Source organism: Bacillus mycoides (assembly GCF_001757995.1).
In the GTDB taxonomy this organism is placed as follows: Bacteria; Bacillota; Bacilli; order Bacillales; family Bacillaceae_G; genus Bacillus_A; species Bacillus_A mycoides_B.
Window position 1 is genome coordinate 21,392 of the sequence record NZ_LXLV01000064.1, and the last position, 20,425, is coordinate 41,816.

Genomic DNA, 20,425 nt, shown 5'->3' on the forward strand with positions numbered 1-20,425 from the left:
GTATCACTCTAGGCATTCTTCTAGTTGCTCTTTTAACTCTTCCTCGATCTCATAACAAGATTCATCAACAAGTTCCCCTACTTTCTTACTTCCCCAAATGCTTAATTGAATTTGCATTCCTAAAAAGATTCTTTCACATTTCCAAATTGGAATTTTGTGAAATCCAATCATCTCTTTTTCTTCATCTAATATAGCTATAGCAACTGATGAATAATACCCCACCTCAAAAGGATGCTCTTTATCTTTAACAAGTCCCATAGACAATTCCATGTTTTTCTCTATATATAAATATGAATACTCTCCAGAAAGTTTAAATGATATTCGCTCTAATTCCTTTTCCATACATTTAATTTTCTCTTTCAGCTCCAATGTAAACTCTTGTTCTTTATACTCCATTTCTGCCTCCTTACACACAGAAAAAGAGAATACAATAACATATTCTCTTTTCTCAAATATATTTCATTATCTCACAGCCCGTCCCTTTTACAAATAACCATTCTGCTCGCACCATTTATGAAATTGTCCTACATCTACTCCAACTAACACGATATCCTTTAGCTCTACAGCAATACTTTGTTCCCCAATTACAATAGCAAAGTGTGTTTCTAATTGTTTTTCATTTTTCTTTACAGTTCCAATTCGGTTCCGATGCGGCCCATCTTTTATATATGCTTTTTGTCCTACAATATCAAAGTTCAAGATTCTCACCTCTTTTACTGCGCTCAAATTGGAAATACAATCTCCACCTCGGAAAATTTCCTTTCATTGCACTATTTCTCTATATATATGACGAAACAATAAAAGAGTCCTTCCTTCTTTACAATTATTTTTTCTTTGTTTCATTTTTATGATTGAAACGTAAAGTTTATAATAAAATACACTTGGAAGCGCTTTCTACGTAATTTTTTATGTTATAATATATAAGTAGAACTTCGTAAAGAGGGTTAAAAAATGAATACAAAAATGATTAAAAAAGTAATTGAAGCATTAAAAGTATATGGCTTTCAGGATGTATCATTCTGTGAAGAAACGAAGCAATTTTTATTTCATAACAAAACCGATATTATGAGCGGCTATGCAGAAATAACATATAGTAGTCAATTCGAAAAATTTAACGTACAAATTCATCCAATTGAAACGCATCACCAAGCAGAGTTACAAGAGGTTGAAAGACATATACAAGCTTGCATACGAAAAGTAGAGTATTTAAATGCACTTCTTACTGGACAAACAAAGCTAGATGATAAAATTATTATTGTGTAAAAAAAAGAACGTGAAGCTATCACGTTCTTTTTTTTACACACCCATCTTTTCTTTTAAATGCAAACCTGTTACAGACTCTAATACATCCATTGTTTCTTCAAGCTTCATATCAAAAATTGTCTTCTCTTCTATATATGGAAACTGTCTAAAACGCTTTTCTAACATTTTCACCGCATCCGATGTGAAATTTGCGCTATCAATACCAAATTCTGTTTCAAGAAGCACAATCCAATCTAACACATGAAAACCTAATCCATTTACGAATGAAATAAGTTTTTCTTCTGGCTGTGAAGATAAGAATACGTTTCGCTCCATCTCACTAAAAAGTTCCTCTCCTAAAATTCCTGCTAACTCATCATCATGTTCGCGTTCAATAATCTCTTCATAACCGTAATCATCAACAAGCTCTTCTACTTCTTCACTATCCGCAAAAAGCAATTGACTAAGAATTGCATCTTTCTTAAATTCACTGTTTTGTACAACTTCTAAAAAACTCGTTTCCCAACCATTTTCTAATTTCATATGTATAACTCCTTTATATACTTTACTTATAATCACTGTGCCCAAAAGATCCCTTTTATAACCTTTTAGGTAATTACTATTATTCCATATGCTTCATAACATAAGATGCAAACTCAGCTACATCTCCTTCAAAAATATTTATCTCTGGTAAATGATAAAACGTTGTTTGCAGTGGGTTTCCTTCATGATAAATATATACCTTTTTCTCTAGCGCAATCGCCATTCCAAACTCCGTATGACTTCCATTTCCGCCATCTAATATAAGTAAAAAGACATCAGCTTCTCGGATCGCTTTTTGTTCTTCTTCACCAATTTTTTGCAATTGTTCTCTATTAGTTGCTCTTTCATTTTTCGTCCAATCATATGTATGATGCCATCCTACTTCTTTCAACTGGCTTGATACGAAACGTACAAGATGCTTATTTTGAAACCCTGAAGCAATATAAAATTTCATTTATATCCACTCCTTAATTATGTATGGGGAAACTCCGTTTTAGCGTTAATAGGATTTTTTTCAAAAAAAATCCCCATCTTTAGAACTTATTTGCGTTTCAATGATGGGGTGCCTCATGATCTTCTTTTATTTTTTGTTTTTTATAACTTTCATCAGCTAACATTTCTAGTTCAGCTGTTATTTCTGATTTTTCAAGCTCTCGTTCTTGTGAAAATTTCCGTGAAATATAAACAATAACACTACCAACGTACAACACAAAGCATATAATAAGTGCAGTATTTTCATAGAGACTTAGCTCCAACACAGTCACTCCTAATCCATTCGTATTTTCACGCTTAATCAATTGGAATTTCCCTATTAACCATTTGTTATCCCGCTATTTGAGGGCAGTAAGACCCCCACCTCAAAATTCAGCAAAAGCAAAGAAGTTAGATGTGGGATTAACTGCCCGTAAAAGCCCGATTGGTGAAGGCTAATAATCAGTGGGGGATGCCCCCCACTGATTAAAGTTTCACTTTATTGTAACATAAAAATATCAATTCTTGGAATCTTTCATCCTATTAAAAGAGGCATGATTATATAATCATGCCTCTGAAATATGTTGAATGATAGTTTTAATTGCTTCTTTTCCATTATATTTTTTTAATGCTGTTTTATACGTCTCATTATTATGAGATAGCTCTTCTATATGCTTTATAAGCGAGTTCACTGTTACATCCTCTTCATATAATACCGATGCATACCCTTGTCTTTTAAAGGATTCAGCATTTAAAATTTGATCTCCACGGCTTGCAAATTTCGATAACGGAATTAAAACCATCGGCTTTTGCATTGTTAAAAATTCAAAAATCGCATTGGATCCCGCACGTGAAATAACAAAATCTGTTGCTGCTAATATATCCGGCAACTCTTCATGTATATATTCAAATTGTCTATATCCTTCTTTATTTTGTAAGGATTCATCAAGATTTCCTTTTCCGCAAAGATGCACAATTTGATAATTTTTCAGAAGATCTGGAAGTGCCGATCGAACCGTTTCATTAATTTTCTTTGCCCCTAAACTTCCTCCCATAACAGTAATAACTGATTTCTTACGGGAAAACCCTAGAAACATTAAACCTTTTTCAAGATTTCCTCTTAGTACTTCTTCACGTACTGGTGATCCTGTATATACTACTTTCTCTTTCGGTAAGTGCTTCGCAGCTTCTTCAAATGTAACAAATATTTTCGAGGCAAAACGGAGCGCAATTTTATTTGCTAGTCCAGGTGTCATATCAGATTCATGTAACAAAACTGGCACCCTATTTAACCATCCTCCAATTACGACTGGTACAGATACGAAACCACCTTTTGAAAAAATAACATCCGGTTTTAGTTTACGAATTGTTACGTACGCATCCATAACACCCTTCATCACGAGAAAAGGATCTTTTATATTTTTCAAATCAAAATAACGACGTAGCTTCCCGCTTGCAATACTATGGTATTGGATTCCTTCTTTTTCTATAATCGTTTTCTCAATCCCTTGATGAGAACCAATATAAGAGATATCCCAGTTCTGCTTTTGTAAATGTGGAATAATTGCTAAATTAGGTGTTACATGCCCGGCCGAACCGCCACCTGTAAAGACTATTTTTTTCATACGTCTCCCCCTTCTACACTATAGTACACTAAAATACCTTGCCTCAGGGTGAGAAAATACCATAGCCGTTACAGACGCTTCTGGCTCCATCATAAATCCTTCTGTTAATGAAATACCAATTTCTTCTGGATGAATTAAGCGAAATAATTTTTCTTGATCAGCAAGTTCTGGGCATGCTGGATAACCAAATGATACGCGTATTCCTCTATATTTTGTACGGAATCTCTCTTCCATCGTCAGTTCAGGTGAATCTGGAATTCCCCAACGATCACGAATGAGCATATGTGTTTTTTCAGCAAGTCCTTCTGCTAATTCAAGTGCTAACGACTGAATCGCATGACTGCGTAAATAATCTCCCTTCGCCTTCCATTCCTCTGCAATATCTCGAACCCCTTCTCCAACGGTAACAGATAAGAAAGCGACATAATCCATCTCATCTCTAATCGGGCGTATATAATCTCCTAAAGTACGGTATGGTGCTTTCCCTTGTCTCGGAAATTCAAATCGCTCTATAATACGTGTGTGATCTTCCGGATCGTATATAATTATATTTTGTCCATCACTTTGCGCCGGGAAAAATTGATACACCGCTTTTGGGCGTAACCAAGATTGTCCTTCTTGTAATAATTCATCGATTAAATCATTTAATTCGTGCGCTCTTCTATCTCCTTCTTGCAGGAGTTTTTTTACATTTCCTTTTAATCCAAGATGATGTCCAAGTAGCATTTGTCTATTTAAAAACGGCGCGAGATGTGCAACTGGAATATCGCGTAATACAATTCGTTTTGTTGAATCAGGTATCATAACTTCCGCCTTCGGTAATGGCTCAATTACTGCTGGAATTTTTACTTGTTTCTCCTCTTTTTTAACGATATGAAGATGACGTTCTTTTTTATCCTGTTTCATCTTCTCACGCTCTTCTTCTTTTTGAAGCTTATTAATAATATCAAGCCCCGTCATCGCATCACTCGCATAGCATACGAGCCCTTTATATGATGGAGAAATACGATTATCTGTAAACTTTCTCGTTAGCGCTGCACCACCGACAACGATTGGAATATCAATATTTGCCGCTTTTAAATCTTCAGCAGTTGTTACCATTTGTTGGGCTGATTTTACTAGCAAGCCTGAAAGGCCAATAATATCAGGTTTCTTTTCTTGTACTTCTTGAACAATTCGATCCGAACGAACATTAATTCCTAAATTAATAATTTCATATCCGTTATTGGATAAAATAATTTCAACGAGGTTTTTCCCAATATCATGTACGTCACCTTTTACAGTCGCTAATAATACTTTCCCTTTTTTCGCACTCTCACTAGATTCCATATGTGGCTCTAAATAACTTACGGCAGCTTTCATACTTTCAGCACTTTGCAATACTTCAGCAACGATAAGCTCATTACCATTAAATAATCGCCCGACCTCATCCATTCCTGTCATAAGCGGCCCGTTAATAATATCCAGAGGTTTTCGTCCTTCTGTAAGGGCGAGACTTAGATCTTCTTGTAGTCCTTGCTTCGTACCTTCTACAATATAGTTTGCCAGTCGTTCATCAAGCGTTAGCGTTTCTTGTGTAGCGACTTCTTTCTTTTTGGCAACACGGTAAAAGTTTGTAAATTTTTCTAACGTCTCTTTTGTCGTTTCAAATAATAATGCATCTGCAAGACGTTTTTCTTCCTCTGGAATTGACGCATAGCGTTCTAATTTTTCCGTGTTAACAATCGCATAATCTAATCCTGCTTTCGTTGCATGGTATAAAAAGACAGAGTTTAATACTTCACGTCCAGCTGGTGGTAAACCAAAAGATATGTTACTCACACCTAGAATCGTTAAGCATTCTGGTAACGCTTCTTTAATAAGACGAATTCCTTCTATAGTCGCTGCCGCTGAACCTATATATTCTTCATCACCTGTTCCTACAGGAAACACAAGCGCATCAAAAATAATATCAGATGGGCGTATACCATACTTCTTCGTTAGTAATTCATAGCTTCTTTTAGCAATCTCTATCTTTCTTTCTGCACTAACTGCCATACCATCTTCATCAATTGTCCCTACAACTATCGCAGCACCGTATTTCCGAAGAAGGGGGGTCACTTTTTCAAAACGTTCTTCTCCATCCTCTAAATTAATAGAATTGATAACACCTTTTCCTTGAATATAAGTAAGAGCTTTCGCCATAACATTTTCATCTGTTGAATCAATCATAATCGGTACTTTTAACACTTTAGTAACTTCTGCCAAGAATCTTTCCATATCTTCTATTTCATCACGATCAGGGTCTGCCATACAAATATCAATAATATGAGCATTTTTCTTCACTTGCGCTCTTGCCACTTCAGCAGCCTCTTCAAATTTCCCTTCTGCTACTAATCTTTTAAACTTACGCGATCCAATTACGTTCGTCCTTTCTCCAACAAATAAAGGTCTCATAGAATCATCGTATTGCAACGCTTCTAGTCCACTAATTCCATGTCCAACCCTTTCATGATGCTCACGAGGATTAATCGAGGCAAGCGCCAATTTCATTGCACTTATATGTTCTGGTGTTGTGCCACAACAACCACCAATAATATTAATCCATCCTTCTTCAGCAAAACGTTTTACTTTTTCAGCAAGTGACGCCGGAGATTCGTGATAATGCCCATCTTCATCAGGAAGACCAGCATTTGGATAACAAGAAATATAACACTCTGATAAATCAGATAGAGAACGAATATGTTCCCTCATAAATTCTGGACCAGTCGCACAGTTTAATCCAACAGATAAAGGCTTCATATGCTCTATCGATAAATAAAAAGCTTCGATTGTTTGACCCGCTAAAGTCGTTCCCATCGGTTCAATTGTTCCCGAAATCATAATAGGTACTATTTTATTTAGTTCTTCAAACGCCGATTGAATTCCAATATACGCAGCCTTCACATTACGCATATCTTGACTCGTCTCAACGAGCAATACATCAACTTCTCCTCTTAATAATCCTCTCGCTTGCCTTGTATAGGCTTCGATTAACTCTTCAAAAGTCACACCGCCTGTAACACTAATCGCTTTCGTCGTTGGTCCCATCGCTCCCGCAACATATACTTCTTTCCCACTTTCTTTGACCGCTTGCTTCGCCAAAAACGCTGCCCTTTCGTTTAACTCTTCATCTAAATGAGACAATGCATAATCACTTAGTACAATATTCGTTGCACCAAACGTATTCGTTTCAATAATATCTGCACCAGCTTCAATATAGACTTTATGAATATTTAAAATAACATCCGGTCTTGTTTTTACTAAATATTCATTACAACCTTCGTATTCTTCTCCTCCAAAATCTTCCGCTGTTAAGTCTTCTTGCTGGATCATCGTTCCCATTGCACCATCTAATATTAAAATTTCATGTTGTAATCTCTCTTCTATTCGTTTCATCAATTAATACCCTCTTTCACTTCTTGCTTTTCTCTCACATATTTCACGAGATGTTCTGTAATTTCATATTTTAAAAACGGCGTAATAAGATAAATACCGTTAAAATATTTCATTGCCGCATCGATCAACTCTTGTGAAATGCGCATCCCTTCCTCGATAGCAGCCTCTTTCGTTTCATGTCCATCCATTCTTTGTCTTATCTCTTCTGGAAGAGTAATACCCGGCACTTCAAAATGAAGAAAATCTGCATTCCGCTTACTTACTAACGGCATAATTCCAATAAAGATTGGTTGTTCCAAATGCTTTGTCGCTTCATATACTTCTTTAATTAAAGCTACATCATAAATCGGCTGAGTTAAGAAATATTCTGCTCCAGCATCTATTTTTCGTTCCATTCTTTTTACCGCTGCTTTTAAATGCCTTACATGAGGATTGAATGCCCCTCCGACAGAAAACCTTGTTGCCGGACCAATTGATTTCCCTAAAATAGAGCGACCGTCGTTCATCTCTTTAATCATTTTAATTAGCTCTATAGATGACAAATCATATACAGAAGTTGCACCTGGAAAATCACCAACGCGCGCTGGATCACCAGTTAAAGCTAGCACTTCCTCCATACCTAATGCTGATAATCCAAGTAAATGAGACTGTAGTCCAATGACGTTATGGTCTCTACACGTTAAGTGCGTCAATACTGGAATATCATGCTTCGTTAATAATGCACCCATAGCCATATTCGAAACGCGAGGAGATGCTAATGAATTATCTGCTAGAGTAATAGCATCCGCTCCAGCCCTTTTCAGCGCTCTTGCCCCTTCAAAAAACCGCTGCGTGTCTAACGTTTTCGGTGGATCTAATTCCACTACAACTGTCGTTTGTTTCTTTGCCTTTTCTGCGAGAGTAACATGAGCTCTCGAACGCTTCTCCTGTGTATGGACCACTTTAGGCCATGGAACCGTCTCCTTTGCTATTACAGGTGCAATATTTGCAATAGCACGTTTCATTCCTTCAATATGTTCCGGGGTAGTACCACAACAACCACCTAATAAACGAATACCTTGTTCAATAAATTTCGGTGTCATTTCTTCAAAATACGCTGGACTTCCCTCATATACGTAACGCCCTTCCACATAATTCGGGAGACCTGCATTCGGATATGCTGATAAATAGCCATTTTGAGGAATCGATATCATTTTGAAAGCTTCCGTCATGTGAAGCGGGCCTAGTTGACAGTTCAACCCAACAACATTGGCACCGTAATCTAAAAGCTGTTTTAATATTTCATTGACATCATTCCCATTTTGAGTCGTACCTGCCTCATGTAACGCTAACTGAGCAACAATCGGAATATTCGTTTGTTTACGCAATACTTTAACGGCATGCAATAATTCAAATTCATCATAAAAAGTTTCTAATAGTAATCCATCAACCTGTTCTTCTAGTAAAGCACCTGCCTGCTCAAGTAACATAAATTCTCGCTCTATATCAGTCGTTGTAACAGCACCAATATGTTTCATACCTCCAATTGTCCCTAAAATTGCATTCCGCTCTGTTACCGATGCTTTCGCAATATTCACTGCCGCTTTATTAATTTGGACAACTTGATTTTCTAATCCATACATACGTAATTTTGCTTCATTTGCCCCATACGTATTCGTTTGAATAACATCCGCTCCAGCAGCTACATATTGTTTATGGATCGATATAATTAAGTCCGGATCAGACAAATTCAATTCTTCAAAACTACTTTGTAAACCATGCGAATGTAATAAAGTTCCAACCGCACCATCACCTATTACAATTCCTTTTGATAATAAATCTAGTAATTTCACGAATCTCCCTCATTTCTATCAATATAAAAACCCCCTCTTCACTTTGAAGAGGGGGACATAATTGTGCCTCCTCTTATTATGCAAAACACACGTTTTGCAGGTTTTAGCACCGTTTCAAACATTTAGTTTGAAGGTTGCCGGGTTTCACAGGGCCTTTCCCTCCACCGCTCTCAATAAGAGTTTGTCTTTATTATTTTATTTATGTAGCTAAAAGGAAATGCGTTCCCCTTTTAACAATGTTTGTTAATTTTTTATAAATTTAGCACGCACTAAAATAAAAGTCAATGACACTTGCAGAAAAATAAAAATTATTTAAAATAAAGTTGCAATTCAATTATCTTTTGTTGTAAAGTTAAAACCATAATAAAAATTGCATACGAACATTCTTATCTAGAGAGGTAGAGGGACTGGCCCTATGACGCCTCAGCAACCATTAACATTCATTCGTTAATAAGGTGCTAATTCCAGCAAATTGTGAAAGATTTGACAGATGAGAAGAAGACTCTATTCAAACCGAAAGCCTTCTTCTTAGAAGGCTTTTTTTATTTTAAATTCAATTTAAAAGGGGGAATTTTCACATGTCAACAATCGAAACAAAACTAGCACAAATCGGGAACCGTAGCGAAGCTACAACAGGAACTGTTAATCCACCTGTTTATTTCTCAACTGCTTATCGTCACGAAGGAATTGGTAAATCTACTGGCTTTGACTATTCAAGAACTGGAAATCCGACTCGCGGTCTTTTAGAACAGGCAATTGCAGACTTAGAAAGCGGTGAGCAAGGATATGCCTGTAGTTCAGGAATGGCGGCTGTTCTCCTTGTCCTTTCACTATTCCGTTCCGGAGATGAGCTTATCGTATCTGAAGACTTATACGGGGGAACATATCGTCTATTTTCCGAACATGAAGACAAGTGGAATATTCGATGTAGATACGTAGATACACAATCTATTAAACAAATTGAGAAAGCAATCACATCTCAAACGAAGGCTATTTTCATAGAAACACCGACTAATCCATTAATGCAAGTAACTGATATCGTAAGTGTAGCAAGTGTAGCGAAAAGGCACGGACTACTTCTTATTGTAGATAACACGTTCTATACACCTTATATACAGCAACCATTAACAGAAGGTGCAAACATCGTCCTTCATAGCGCAACTAAATATTTAGGCGGACATAACGATGTACTAAGCGGACTTGTCGTTGCGAAAGGGAAATCTCTTTGCGAGGAGCTTGCTCATTATCATAATGCCTCTGGTGCTGTCTTAAGCCCGTTTGATTCATGGCTATTAATTCGCGGCATGAAAACTTTAGCACTTCGCATGAAACAGCATGAAGAAAACGCTCATGCAATTGTTGCTTATTTAAATGCTGAAGATGGTGTGACAGATGTATTTTATCCAGGCAGAGGTGGTATGATTTCATTTCGCCTTCAAGATGAAACTTGGATTAATCCTTTCTTACAATCTTTATCCTTAATTACATTTGCTGAAAGTCTTGGCGGCGTTGAAAGTTTAATGACTTATCCAGCAACGCAAACTCATGCCGATATTCCAGAAGAAGTTCGAACAGCACGCGGTGTGTGTAATCGTCTTCTCCGTTTTTCAGTCGGTATCGAAAATAGCAATGATTTAATTCAAGACTTAAAGCAAGCAATTAAACTTGTAAAAGAGGGTGTAAGAATATGAGCTATTCCATAGATACGCTTTTACTGCATAATCAATACAAGCATGACACACACACAGGAGCTGTTAACGTTCCCATCTATAACACATCAACATTTCATCAGTTTGATGTAGATGCTTTCGGAAAGTATGACTATAGTAGATCTGGAAATCCAACACGTGAAGCTCTTGAAGAAATCATTGCTTTATTAGAAGGCGGGACAAAAGGATTCGCCTTTGCATCAGGCATTGCAGCCATTTCTACTGCATTTCTCCTTCTTTCACAAGGTGATCACGTACTCATTTCAGAAGACGTATACGGAGGCACTTACCGAATAATAACTGAAGTACTCTCTCGTTACGGTGTTTCACATACATTTGTTGATATGACAAATCTGGAAGAAGTAAAAGAAAACATTAAACCAAATACGAAGCTCTTTTATGTAGAAACACCTTCTAACCCACTTTTAAAAGTGACAGATATTCGTGCTGTTTCTAATCTTGCAAAATCTATTGATGCTCTTACTTTTGTTGATAATACATTTTTGACACCACTATTTCAAAAACCACTTGAACTTGGCGCTGATGTCGTTCTTCATAGTGCAACAAAATTTATTGCTGGTCATAGTGATGTCACCGCCGGATTAGCTGTCGTAAAAGATGAAGAACTTGCTCAAAAGCTCGGCTTTCTACAAAATGCTTTTGGTGCTATTTTAGGACCGCAAGATTGTTCTCTCGTGCTTCGCGGTCTGAAAACATTGCATGTACGTCTCGAACATTCAACTGCAGGTGCCAACAAAATCGCACATTTTTTACAAGAGCACTCTAAAGTTCAAAATGTCTATTACCCTGGATTACAATCACATCTTGGCTATAGTATTCAACAAACTCAAGCAACATCGGCTGGGGCTGTTTTATCTTTCACCTTACAGTCCGAAGATGCACTGCGCCAATTTTTATCAAAAGTTAAACTACCCGTTTTTGCGGTTAGTCTGGGCGCTGTTGAATCTATTCTTTCATATCCAGCAAAAATGTCACATGCAGCCTTATCACAGGAAGCACGTGATGAAAGAGGGATTTCCAATTCATTACTTCGTTTATCGGTTGGTCTTGAAAATGTTAACGATTTAATATCCGATTTCGAAAATGCTCTTTCTTATGTAGAAGAACCGGTAAATGCATAGAGAGAAAAGAAGATATGAAATTAAGTTTTCATATCTTCTTTTTATGCTGTCTAGCATATTCATTTTAATGTTTTTTCTTTTTGTATAGTTCATTAAAAAATAAAAGTATATCATCTATTTCCAAATAACGGATTAATTGATATATTAAGAAATAAAAAAGGGGTAAAAATAATGGATACTTGTGCAGATATTTTAATCGTTATCGATTTACAAAATGGGGTATGTTATAGCGGAGAGCATTTATTTGATTTACAAAACTTGCTTACAAAAGTAAATAAAAAAATTTCTTCATACAGAAAATCAAATAAACCAATCATTTTTGTTCAACATTGTGATGATGATTTAGTACCCGAAACAGAACCTTGGGCTATTCATACCGATTTAGATGTTCAAGAACAAGATTTTTTTGTAAGAAAAACACATGCAAATTCATTTTATAAAACAAACTTAAAAGAAATTTTAGATCAATTATCTGTACATCGTATTGAATTTTGTGGTGCCCAAACGGAGTACTGCATGGATGCTACGATTAAATTTGCCCACGGACTAGGATACGAAAACTTCATGGGACAGAAAACAACCTCTACGTTAAACAATCCATTTATGTCCGCAAAAGAGACAATTGATTTTTATGAGAATATATGGAACCACAGATTTTTAAAGTTGATAAAAGATGAACTCTAGAATAAATGACTAATGACTTGATCATTCTAAGATTTATCGGCTACACTCAAGGGTCTCTTTATCATCATAAAGAAGCTGATTACACTGGGCTTCTTTTAACCTGTTTTATATTCTATATATAACATTACAATTCCTTTGTCATATTATTTTAAAAATTTTGTATATTCATTTGAAAGAATAAGAAAATCATGATAAAATTGTGTTACGAATATATCTATATCTTTCAATTTTTGAAACGCATCAAAATTTTCACCCAAAAATGTCATTTTACAAAACTGTGCAAATTTATCTATTTTATTTACATCAGGGTCTCTTTTCTTACAATTTCTTTACTTTAGGACTTTTTTTCTGCAACAACTGTTTTCTTTTCTTTGATTTTTTGGTATGTATAGTATGGTATAACAGCTCACACGGAGGTGGAAAAGAACATGTTAGAAACCTTTCAAAAAGAAATAGAACTATATGAAAGCAATGCAGAATTATTGAAAGTGCTTGCTCATCCTGTTCGCTTATGTATTGTAAAGGGATTAATTGAACGTGGCCCAAGCAACGTTTCTACAATGTACACAGGCTTAAACATGCCACAATCTACAATTTCACAGCATTTAGCAAAGTTAAAAAGTGCTAAAATCGTTTCTAGTGAAAGAAAAGGATTGGAAATTTACTACAAAGTAGAAAACGAAACAATTATTCAACTCGTTCGCGTATTATTAGGTTAGGGACTAATAGACAGAGAAAAAGAACGTATTCTATATTTTTCATCTCATATCTTTAATATAAATATATATCATGAGAGGAAATATATAATACTACATAAGTCGTATTAAAAAACAAGACACAGAAAATACTGTGTCTTGTTTTTTTCATATTGTTAAATATTGATTCAAAGGTAAATTCTTCATATCTTTCGTGTGTATAACAACATCGAAAGCATTACCTAATCCTCCGTTTAAAATCATAGAGCGAATAGCTCTATTTAGTTTTTGAGTTTCAGAAAAAGGGTTGGTATCTTGATGGCTAGCAAGCTGATCTAATATTCCTGCTGCTAACAAAAACTCTGATTGCTTCCTATGCCATATCGTATTAATTCCTTGTAGCTCAAAATTCATCTTCAACTCATCCCAATGAACATGCGTAGTAAGGTCCATTTCTCCTGGATATGCAAGCGGATTACGAATTAGCTTGTGCTTATAATATCCTCTTAAACTTCCTTCATGATGTGCAGGATGCATCCATTCTTCTTTTGTATATCCATAATCAACTGTAATACATATACCTTTCTGAAACCATTTCGCAATCTCTTCTATATACTCTTCCATTGCAATAGGCACTTCAAAGCGCTGTCCCTCAGCAATATGAATGTTATATTGCAATAAGTAACGACCGACTCTTTTCTCTATCGGTCTAAATACTTCTGTAAGGTTTCCCTCATCTGTATACTTGATACGTACTTCATACAAAATTCCATTTCTTTTCTCAACTATCTCAACAGGAAACGCATCAAATAATTCATTCGAAAAAATAATTCCTTCGAAAGACTCTCCCATTTCAATATAAGATGTATAATACGACACATTATCAAATGAGCAAAGCCTCTCCTGTTGTAGCCTTCTATGAAAAGGGCTCACTTCAATAATTGAATAGTTTAAATTGATAAAGGTTTCCGGAGATAATTGTTTCCATTCTTGTAAAACATCATAGGCAAACTTTCCTGTTCCCCCACCAATCTCACAAATATTTGGAGAAACTTCTCCCTTTTCAACAAGCCGAATAAAAAACTTAGCAAAAGTCTTCGCAAATATAGAAGATACATTGCTACTCGTAAAAAAATCTCCCTGTCTTCCAATTTTTTCGCGTTCTCTCATATAATACCCATGTTCCTCTGCATATAATACGAGGTTCATATACGTACTATATGAAATCGAATGATCCTTTTCTTTTCCCATCCATTCTCTTAAAATGAGCTCCATCCCCATAATGACTCCTTATTGTAAAAATGGATTATTTTCTTTTTCAAAACCAATGCTCGTTTCTGGACCGTGTCCACATAGCACCGCTGTTTCATCTGGTAATACAAATAATTTCTCTTCAATACTCCCAATTAATTCAGCAAAGCTTCCGCCAGGTAAATCTGTTCTTCCAATACTCATTTGGAATAATACATCACCAGAAAATACAGCATTCGCTTCTTTACTATAATAAGAAATACTTCCTGGAGAATGTCCTGGTGTCTCAAAAATTTCAAAACTAAAAGAACTAATCGTTAATGTACCCTCTGCGTCAATAATATGATCTGCTGGTTTTGCTGTAATACTGCGGTTCATCATAAAAATTTGCGAGCCATTCACAGTTGCATCGCCTAACCAATCCGCTTCTTCTTTATGTACGTATACAGGAATATGAAAAGCGCCTCTCACCGCATCAACCGCACCGATATGATCGAAATGAGCATGTGTTAATAAAACCGCAAGTGGTTTTAACTGTGCTTCTTGTAAATATGTAACAAGTTTTTCTCCTTCATGGCCAGGATCAAAGATAATACACTCATTTTGATCATTCGTTAATATATATGCATTTGTTTGCAATGGGCCTAACGGCATTTGTATCCATTTCATATAAAAATCTCCTCCAGTTATTTAATTTACTTTTAATGATACAACATTTCTTTCTTTTAGGAAAAGAAGGGGTGTTATCTCGACAATCATTTTTAAAACATGTACAATATAAAAGAGTAAATATTCTAAAAACTCATCCTAAGGAATGAGTAGACAGAGGAGGATATTGTATGGGCCTTGTTATTATTTTTGCGCTAGTCACTCTGTTAGCTGTATTTGCTACGCTTAGAACACTTCGCGAAAAAAACTTATTCGCGGGCGGCTTCGCTATTGCAACCGTACTTGTTTTCGGATGGTTTACAATCATGACTGTTCTATATAATGGGTATCCACCAACAGCTTAATCCATTTACATTTTTATTCTCCAACAAGATCTTGCATAAAAAGAGGAAGGGGGCCCCTTCCTCTTCTCATTATTCACAACTTATATCATCTTCGCCTCGTATTTGTGCTTTTTTACAAGCCACGCTCCTCCAATAACACCTGCATCATTACCAAGTATTGCAATTGCTAACTTTGTGCTCTTTACAGCACGTGAGAAAGCATATTGCTCGAAATAACGTTGAATCGGCTCTAATAGTGCATCTCCAGCTTTAGATACTCCACCACCAATTACGATTTTCTCTGGGTTCAACGTACTAGCAAGGTTCGCTACAGCTAATCCTAAATAAGAAGCTACTTTTTCCACTACTTCACCTGCTAGTTCGTCACCTTGTCCAAGCGCTTCAAACACATCTTTTGATGTAATAAGCCCTTCTTCTGCTAACATAGAACGTAAAACACTTTCTTTATCTGTCTCTTGTATTTTTTGCATAGCAACACGCACAATACCTGTTGCAGAGGCTACTGTTTCTAAGCAACCTGACTTCCCGCAATTACATGGAAAAGCGTTCTCTGTAACAACTGTAATATGTCCAATCTCACCAGCAGCACCGCTTATACCATGTACAATCTCACCATTGGCGATAACACCACCACCAACACCAGTGCCAAGTGTCATACAAATTAAATCTTTTGCTCCTTCGCCAGCACCTTTCCACATTTCACCAAGCGCCGCTAAGTTTGCATCATTATCAATAACAACAGGTAATCCTGTTTCTACTTCTAGCAAGTCTTTTAACGGATAGTTTTTCCATCCTAAATTAACCGCTTCATAAATCATACCAGATGCCACATGTACAGGACCAGGAGCTCCCATACCAATACCAATTAGCTTGCTTTTTAATTCACCTAATTCTTCTAACTTTTTATCAATAGCTTTCGCTACATCAAGTGTAATATGTTTTCCTTGTTCATTTGTATTCGTAGGGATTTCCCACTTATGTAAAATTTCACCGTACACATTAATAAATGCTAATTTAATCGTTGTACCACCAAGGTCAACACCAACTAACCATTTCTCTTCCATGTTACTTACCTACCTTTATCTAATTCTTATTTAGCTCTTTTTGAATTTCTTGCTTCAATAAAAATAAAGCTGTTTGATAGTCTTGTGGATCGATTAGCTGTGATTGATTTAATTCACGCAATTCATCTTGCATTAATTGTAAATCTGCAATTCGATCACCCGTATAAATAATCGTACCAAATTTCTTTAGCAATTGCTGAATATCATAAATAGATACCATTTCATCACCCTCTATGCTCACTTACTATAAAAAATTATAATAAGAAAACGTTCACATATTTTATTATAATCACGAAGAAAAAGTCTCGTCAATTTTTATTTGTCTATACAAGCCCATTTTTAACCATTGTTCCTTTTTCTGTAATAATTTTTTCTACATTTTTATCAAATGGCTCTACTGGAATATGTTCTACCATTTGAAAACTATAAGCTAATGATAGCGTTTTCCCTTTATAATGCACGAGATAACGATCATAATAGCCACCGCCATATCCAATCCGTTCTCCTCGCTCTGTATAAGCTACGCCTGGCACGATTTGAAGATCAATTTCATCTGCATCCACTTCTTCCGTAAGCGCTGGAATTGGTTCACGTAAATTCATATACACTGTTTCTAATTGATCAAAATTACTAATTTGCCGGAAGGACATTGTTCGTGTTCCTTTATTACACTTCGGAACAACAACTTTCTTTCCTTCTTCCCAAGCTTTTTCGATAATAGGATATGTATCCACTTCATTTTCCATTGAGAGGGTGATTCCAATTGTTTTAGCTTCAACCCACTCTTTTTGCGCATACAACGAAGCTGCAATTTGCTCTGATAAAGTTGTATACCGTTCTTCTGATAAAGAATTCATGTGTTCTATTATTTGTTTACGTAAACGTAGTTTCTCTTCTCTCACACATTTTCCCCCTCACAGTGACACTTTGCTCTACGATGATAGTGTATCACTTTTAAAAGAGGAACCGAATAAAAAAAGAAACAGTAGGAAAATATTCCTACTGCTTACTTTGTTTCACGGTGTAACGTAGACTTCTTGTCACGCTTGCAATACTTTTTAAGCTCGATACGCTCAGCGTTGTTACGTTTGTTTTTCTTTGAGATATAGTTACGATCTCCGCATTCTGTACATGCTAGAGTAATATTCACACGCATTCTTATTTCCCTCCAGTACTAATAACTTAAATCAGACTATACTATAATACCACTTTTAAAATAAAAATTCTACACCTTTTGATATTGTCTAATTTTTTCTATAAGATTTTTCATGTTTTCCCTTGCTATTACTAGGTTTCTAGCATGCGAATACACTAAAAATTTCGGTTGTTTTGTGTCAGAAACGATATAAGACCACTCCTTTTCGGTATATTTGAACTGTACTCCTTCAAATATACCTTCTTCCTTTCTTTCCATATCAGCCAATAATTTCCTCATTACTTTCCCTTTTTCATTCCATGAACATACAACTTCATCACAAAGTAGATAGAGCGGAGGTGATTGCTCTACTATGCTGAGAAATGTTTTTCCCTGCAATGCTATTAGCTCGAATAATTTTCCAATTCGATATAAAATATCTCGCTTCCATCTCGCTTGAAACGACTTTTTTTCATCCTGCGTATAAAATAGAAGGTAACATTCTCCTAATTTCAAAGACATCGGGTAAATATTTCCTGCCGATTCAAGTAATAAATCTGGAATATCTACCTCTTCAAAATCTGTTCCCTGGTAAATATTACTATGATTATCATATAACTCGAAATAATTTCCTTGCTCTGAAAACATAAGTGCCATATTTGCTTTACTTGATTTCATCAAGGCTTTCACATGATGCTTTTGTTCGCCCGCATAAATCCATGTAACTGTGCATCCGAGCCTTTGCAAAAAAATCATAAGTAAATGTTGTAACATATCATTTCTCTTATTAATAAGAAGATGAAACTTCTGTTTTTGTATCGTTTCAATATCAATACGCTCTAACACAGCTTCTACATAATTATTTACAGAAACGTGAACTAGCTTATTTCGTCCCATTTCTTTCTCACAAGCGTAATAAAACGACTCAGACATATATACTTGTTCTATCGCTTTTTGCTGCTTATACGTTAAAAATGAGCCCTCCTTACCATACAGTTGTATAACAATCCCTCTTTCGCTTTCCACTTGAACGAAAACTCCACCTGCACATTGCAAATTATGAATGGCATACTGAAAAAGCGACTCGTTCATTTCTTTACATTCCATCGTATGAATCCCGCTGCCATGAATGGCATGAAGGAATAAATTTTTAAAGGAAGTTGTTTCTATATTTTCCTGACTTCCAATCAATATACTCTCTCCTTTGGCAAAAAGAGATCCATAAGCCATTGCAACTTTCACAATAAATTGAGGAGTAATTTCAAGATTACCCCTTCCTACAATCCGGCTTTTTTGTAACCATCCTGCACTCTTTTCACTTTCTTTAACACCGGCAGAACCTACTATCGAATGACTATCTATCTCCTTATATGGCCATATTTTCCCTTTTTGCTTAATTACTGTACTTTTCCCTATATGACAATGGTCCGCTACAATACTTTTTTGAAAAAGCGTAACATCATCTTCGACCATTGTATGATCTCCTATTGTTGTTTCTAACAACTCACAATTTTTTCCTATATGAGAGTTTGCAAAAATGATGCTTTTTTGAAGATGAGAATAGCTTGAAACGATACTATTTTTCCCAATAATAGAGTACGGTTCAATTATAGCCCCCGCACCAATCATTGCCCCTTCTCCAATAAAAGAAGGGCCGTGAATTTTCGTCCCTTTTCCTATCGTTACGCCTTCTCCCATCCACACCATTGGTAATACTTCTGTATATGGGATAGACACCTTCAATTTTTTCGTCAACAAATCAAATTGAGCTTGCCTATATTGATCAAGTGTACCAATATCTAGCCAATAGTCTTCTGATAAATATGCAAATAAAGCATTTTCATTTGCCAATAACGGAAACACATCATGACTGAAATCCGAAAATTCCATGGATGGTATGTAAGAAAAGATTTCTGGCTCCATTATATAAATACCTGTATTCACAATATTAGAAACTACCTCATTCCAGCTCGGCTTTTCTATATATCGTATAATTTCTTGTTCTTTATTCATTACAACTAACCCAAATGAGAGTGGGTTTTCTACTTCTTTCACAAACATCGTTACCATTCTCTTCTTCTGTTCATGAAATGCAATTCCTTCTGATAATTGAAAGTCAGTTAATGCATCCCCACTAATAACAACAAATGTTTCATCTAAAAAACTTTCCGCTTGCTTAATACTCCCTGCTGTTCCAAGCGGAGGAGAGTCTTCAAAATAATACAAGTTAACTCCCCACTTACTACCATCACCAAAGTATTGCTTAATGGCAGTACTCATATATTGAACTGTAATTGCAATTTCACGAATACCATGCTGACGTAATAATTCAATGTTATATTCAAGAACTGGTTTTTCTAACAATGGTAACATCGGTTTTGGAGTATTACATGTTAATGGTCTAAGACGTCTCCCTTTTCCTCCAGCTAAAATAACCCCCTTCATATACTTCAGCCTCCACTTATATAATGTTCAAGAACTCCGTGTATCATTTATCCCACATGAACTGCAGTAAAAGTCCGGTTTAGTATGATCTAACAATTAGTGGGAGACACCCCCACTAATTAAATCCTCACTTTATGAATAAATGTACCTTTTAACT

The 20,425-nt window shown here is 35.8% G+C and carries 21 protein-coding genes and 2 riboswitches; of the genes, 6 read left to right on the top strand and 15 right to left on the bottom strand.

Annotated features, from left to right (window positions below; all coding sequences use genetic code 11):
* Window positions 1–3 precede the first annotated feature (3 nt).
* Both BWGOE10_RS21285 and BWGOE10_RS21290 read right to left on the bottom strand, forming a co-directional pair.
* Window positions 4–396: a hypothetical protein gene (locus BWGOE10_RS21285; RefSeq protein WP_070144856.1), complete on the bottom strand. Its 393-nt coding sequence runs from the start codon at window positions 394–396 to the stop codon at window positions 4–6.
* Between the two features lie 87 nt (window positions 397–483).
* On the bottom strand, window positions 484–699 hold the full coding sequence (locus tag BWGOE10_RS21290) for a DUF3912 family protein (protein WP_002111839.1): 216 nt from the start codon (window positions 697–699) through the stop codon (window positions 484–486).
* 252 nt (window positions 700–951) lie between these two features.
* Between BWGOE10_RS21290 and BWGOE10_RS21295 the strand changes: the two genes are divergently transcribed.
* Entirely contained in the window at window positions 952–1,263 is a 312-nt protein-coding gene (locus BWGOE10_RS21295) for a hypothetical protein (protein WP_070144857.1), read from the top strand.
* 33 nt (window positions 1,264–1,296) lie between these two features.
* On the opposite strand, the gene BWGOE10_RS21300 is transcribed toward BWGOE10_RS21295, so the two are convergent.
* From BWGOE10_RS21300 to BWGOE10_RS21325, 6 genes are all read right to left on the bottom strand, one after another.
* Window positions 1,297–1,785, bottom strand: a complete 489-nt coding sequence (locus BWGOE10_RS21300) for a hypothetical protein (protein WP_070144858.1) — start codon at window positions 1,783–1,785, stop codon at window positions 1,297–1,299.
* Between the two features lie 79 nt (window positions 1,786–1,864).
* Window positions 1,865–2,239 (bottom strand): nucleoside 2-deoxyribosyltransferase, encoded by a 375-nt coding sequence (locus BWGOE10_RS21305; RefSeq protein ID WP_070144859.1) that lies wholly within the window; start codon window positions 2,237–2,239, stop codon window positions 1,865–1,867.
* A 97-nt stretch (window positions 2,240–2,336) separates the two neighbouring features.
* Window positions 2,337–2,579, bottom strand: coding sequence for a DUF3966 domain-containing protein (locus BWGOE10_RS21310; RefSeq protein WP_085960924.1), 243 nt, complete (start codon window positions 2,577–2,579; stop codon window positions 2,337–2,339).
* A gap of 243 nt (window positions 2,580–2,822) precedes the next feature.
* On the bottom strand, window positions 2,823–3,881 hold the full coding sequence (locus tag BWGOE10_RS21315; RefSeq protein ID WP_070144860.1) for an undecaprenyldiphospho-muramoylpentapeptide beta-N-acetylglucosaminyltransferase: 1,059 nt from the start codon (window positions 3,879–3,881) through the stop codon (window positions 2,823–2,825).
* A gap of 18 nt (window positions 3,882–3,899) precedes the next feature.
* The gene (gene metH, locus BWGOE10_RS21320) at window positions 3,900–7,298 is read right to left on the bottom strand and encodes a methionine synthase (protein WP_070144861.1); all 3,399 of its coding nucleotides are present in this window, start codon (window positions 7,296–7,298) and stop codon (window positions 3,900–3,902) included.
* The gene (locus BWGOE10_RS21325) at window positions 7,298–9,130 is read right to left on the bottom strand and encodes a bifunctional homocysteine S-methyltransferase/methylenetetrahydrofolate reductase (protein WP_070144862.1); all 1,833 of its coding nucleotides are present in this window, start codon (window positions 9,128–9,130) and stop codon (window positions 7,298–7,300) included. The genes metH and BWGOE10_RS21325 overlap by 1 nt, the downstream gene beginning before the upstream one ends.
* A gap of 70 nt (window positions 9,131–9,200) precedes the next feature.
* Window positions 9,201–9,310: riboswitch (SAM riboswitch) on the bottom strand.
* A 203-nt stretch (window positions 9,311–9,513) separates the two neighbouring features.
* Window positions 9,514–9,627, top strand: a riboswitch (SAM riboswitch).
* Between the two features lie 81 nt (window positions 9,628–9,708).
* Between BWGOE10_RS21325 and BWGOE10_RS21330 the strand changes: the two genes are divergently transcribed.
* The 4 genes from BWGOE10_RS21330 to BWGOE10_RS21345 all read left to right on the top strand — a co-directional run bounded on the left by BWGOE10_RS21330 (window position 9,709) and on the right by BWGOE10_RS21345 (window position 13,384).
* Window positions 9,709–10,821, top strand: coding sequence for a methionine biosynthesis PLP-dependent protein (locus BWGOE10_RS21330; protein ID WP_070144863.1), 1,113 nt, complete (start codon window positions 9,709–9,711; stop codon window positions 10,819–10,821).
* Entirely contained in the window at window positions 10,818–11,981 is a 1,164-nt protein-coding gene (gene metC / locus BWGOE10_RS21335) for a cystathionine beta-lyase (RefSeq protein ID WP_070144864.1), read from the top strand. Before BWGOE10_RS21330 ends, metC begins: the two co-directional genes overlap by 4 nt.
* A 171-nt stretch (window positions 11,982–12,152) precedes the next feature.
* The gene (locus BWGOE10_RS21340) at window positions 12,153–12,665 is read left to right on the top strand and encodes a cysteine hydrolase family protein (protein WP_070144865.1); all 513 of its coding nucleotides are present in this window, start codon (window positions 12,153–12,155) and stop codon (window positions 12,663–12,665) included.
* Between the two features lie 428 nt (window positions 12,666–13,093).
* Window positions 13,094–13,384, top strand: a complete 291-nt coding sequence (locus tag BWGOE10_RS21345) for an ArsR/SmtB family transcription factor (RefSeq protein ID WP_000894375.1) — start codon at window positions 13,094–13,096, stop codon at window positions 13,382–13,384.
* A gap of 144 nt (window positions 13,385–13,528) precedes the next feature.
* Here the strand turns inward: BWGOE10_RS21345 and BWGOE10_RS21350 are convergent, their stop codons facing one another.
* Both BWGOE10_RS21350 and BWGOE10_RS21355 read right to left on the bottom strand, forming a co-directional pair.
* A complete protein-coding gene (locus BWGOE10_RS21350; RefSeq protein WP_070144866.1) occupies window positions 13,529–14,641 on the bottom strand; it encodes a class I SAM-dependent methyltransferase in 1,113 nt (370 codons plus the stop codon).
* A 9-nt stretch (window positions 14,642–14,650) separates the two neighbouring features.
* On the bottom strand, window positions 14,651–15,280 hold the full coding sequence (locus BWGOE10_RS21355) for an MBL fold metallo-hydrolase (RefSeq protein ID WP_070144867.1): 630 nt from the start codon (window positions 15,278–15,280) through the stop codon (window positions 14,651–14,653).
* 170 nt (window positions 15,281–15,450) lie between these two features.
* Between BWGOE10_RS21355 and BWGOE10_RS21360 the strand changes: the two genes are divergently transcribed.
* Window positions 15,451–15,624 carry a DUF2759 domain-containing protein gene (locus BWGOE10_RS21360; RefSeq protein WP_070144868.1) on the top strand — a complete coding sequence of 58 codons (174 nt, stop codon included), beginning with the start codon at window positions 15,451–15,453 and terminating at the stop codon, window positions 15,622–15,624.
* A gap of 80 nt (window positions 15,625–15,704) precedes the next feature.
* Here BWGOE10_RS21360 and glcK read toward each other — a convergent pair whose 3' ends face one another.
* From glcK to BWGOE10_RS21385, 5 genes are all read right to left on the bottom strand, one after another.
* Window positions 15,705–16,688 (bottom strand): glucokinase, encoded by a 984-nt coding sequence (glcK, locus tag BWGOE10_RS21365; RefSeq protein ID WP_002145726.1) that lies wholly within the window; start codon window positions 16,686–16,688, stop codon window positions 15,705–15,707.
* 19 nt (window positions 16,689–16,707) lie between these two features.
* On the bottom strand, window positions 16,708–16,908 hold the full coding sequence (locus tag BWGOE10_RS21370) for a YqgQ family protein (protein ID WP_000253699.1): 201 nt from the start codon (window positions 16,906–16,908) through the stop codon (window positions 16,708–16,710).
* A gap of 103 nt (window positions 16,909–17,011) precedes the next feature.
* The gene (locus BWGOE10_RS21375) at window positions 17,012–17,590 is read right to left on the bottom strand and encodes a 5-formyltetrahydrofolate cyclo-ligase (protein ID WP_070144869.1); all 579 of its coding nucleotides are present in this window, start codon (window positions 17,588–17,590) and stop codon (window positions 17,012–17,014) included.
* A gap of 104 nt (window positions 17,591–17,694) precedes the next feature.
* On the bottom strand, window positions 17,695–17,844 hold the full coding sequence (rpmG, locus tag BWGOE10_RS21380; RefSeq protein ID WP_001265616.1) for a 50S ribosomal protein L33: 150 nt from the start codon (window positions 17,842–17,844) through the stop codon (window positions 17,695–17,697).
* Between the two features lie 69 nt (window positions 17,845–17,913).
* On the bottom strand, window positions 17,914–20,268 hold the full coding sequence (locus BWGOE10_RS21385) for a sugar phosphate nucleotidyltransferase (RefSeq protein ID WP_070144870.1): 2,355 nt from the start codon (window positions 20,266–20,268) through the stop codon (window positions 17,914–17,916).
* Window positions 20,269–20,425: the final 157 nt, after the last annotated feature.

Bases quoted from the DNA above. Each gene is read 5' to 3' on its own strand.
- BWGOE10_RS21345 (WP_000894375.1), top strand. From the start codon at position 13,094: ATGTTAGAAACCTTTCAAAAAGAAATAGAACTATATGAAAGCAATGCA.
- glcK (WP_002145726.1), bottom strand. From the start codon at position 16,688: ATGGAAGAGAAATGGTTAGTTGGTGTTGACCTTGGTGGTACAACGATT.
- BWGOE10_RS21300 (WP_070144858.1), bottom strand. From the start codon at position 1,785: ATGAAATTAGAAAATGGTTGGGAAACGAGTTTTTTAGAAGTTGTACAA.
- BWGOE10_RS21355 (WP_070144867.1), bottom strand. From the start codon at position 15,280: ATGAAATGGATACAAATGCCGTTAGGCCCATTGCAAACAAATGCATAT.
- metC (WP_070144864.1), top strand. From the start codon at position 10,818: ATGAGCTATTCCATAGATACGCTTTTACTGCATAATCAATACAAGCAT.
- BWGOE10_RS21360 (WP_070144868.1), top strand. From the start codon at position 15,451: ATGGGCCTTGTTATTATTTTTGCGCTAGTCACTCTGTTAGCTGTATTT.
- BWGOE10_RS21285 (WP_070144856.1), bottom strand. From the start codon at position 396: ATGGAGTATAAAGAACAAGAGTTTACATTGGAGCTGAAAGAGAAAATT.
- metH (WP_070144861.1), bottom strand. From the start codon at position 7,298: ATGAAACGAATAGAAGAGAGATTACAACATGAAATTTTAATATTAGAT.
- BWGOE10_RS21295 (WP_070144857.1), top strand. From the start codon at position 952: ATGAATACAAAAATGATTAAAAAAGTAATTGAAGCATTAAAAGTATAT.
- BWGOE10_RS21385 (WP_070144870.1), bottom strand. From the start codon at position 20,268: ATGAAGGGGGTTATTTTAGCTGGAGGAAAAGGGAGACGTCTTAGACCA.
- BWGOE10_RS21340 (WP_070144865.1), top strand. From the start codon at position 12,153: ATGGATACTTGTGCAGATATTTTAATCGTTATCGATTTACAAAATGGG.
- BWGOE10_RS21305 (WP_070144859.1), bottom strand. From the start codon at position 2,239: ATGAAATTTTATATTGCTTCAGGGTTTCAAAATAAGCATCTTGTACGT.
- BWGOE10_RS21330 (WP_070144863.1), top strand. From the start codon at position 9,709: ATGTCAACAATCGAAACAAAACTAGCACAAATCGGGAACCGTAGCGAA.
- BWGOE10_RS21350 (WP_070144866.1), bottom strand. From the start codon at position 14,641: ATGGGGATGGAGCTCATTTTAAGAGAATGGATGGGAAAAGAAAAGGAT.
- rpmG (WP_001265616.1), bottom strand. From the start codon at position 17,844: ATGCGTGTGAATATTACTCTAGCATGTACAGAATGCGGAGATCGTAAC.
- BWGOE10_RS21315 (WP_070144860.1), bottom strand. From the start codon at position 3,881: ATGAAAAAAATAGTCTTTACAGGTGGCGGTTCGGCCGGGCATGTAACA.
- BWGOE10_RS21370 (WP_000253699.1), bottom strand. From the start codon at position 16,908: ATGGTATCTATTTATGATATTCAGCAATTGCTAAAGAAATTTGGTACG.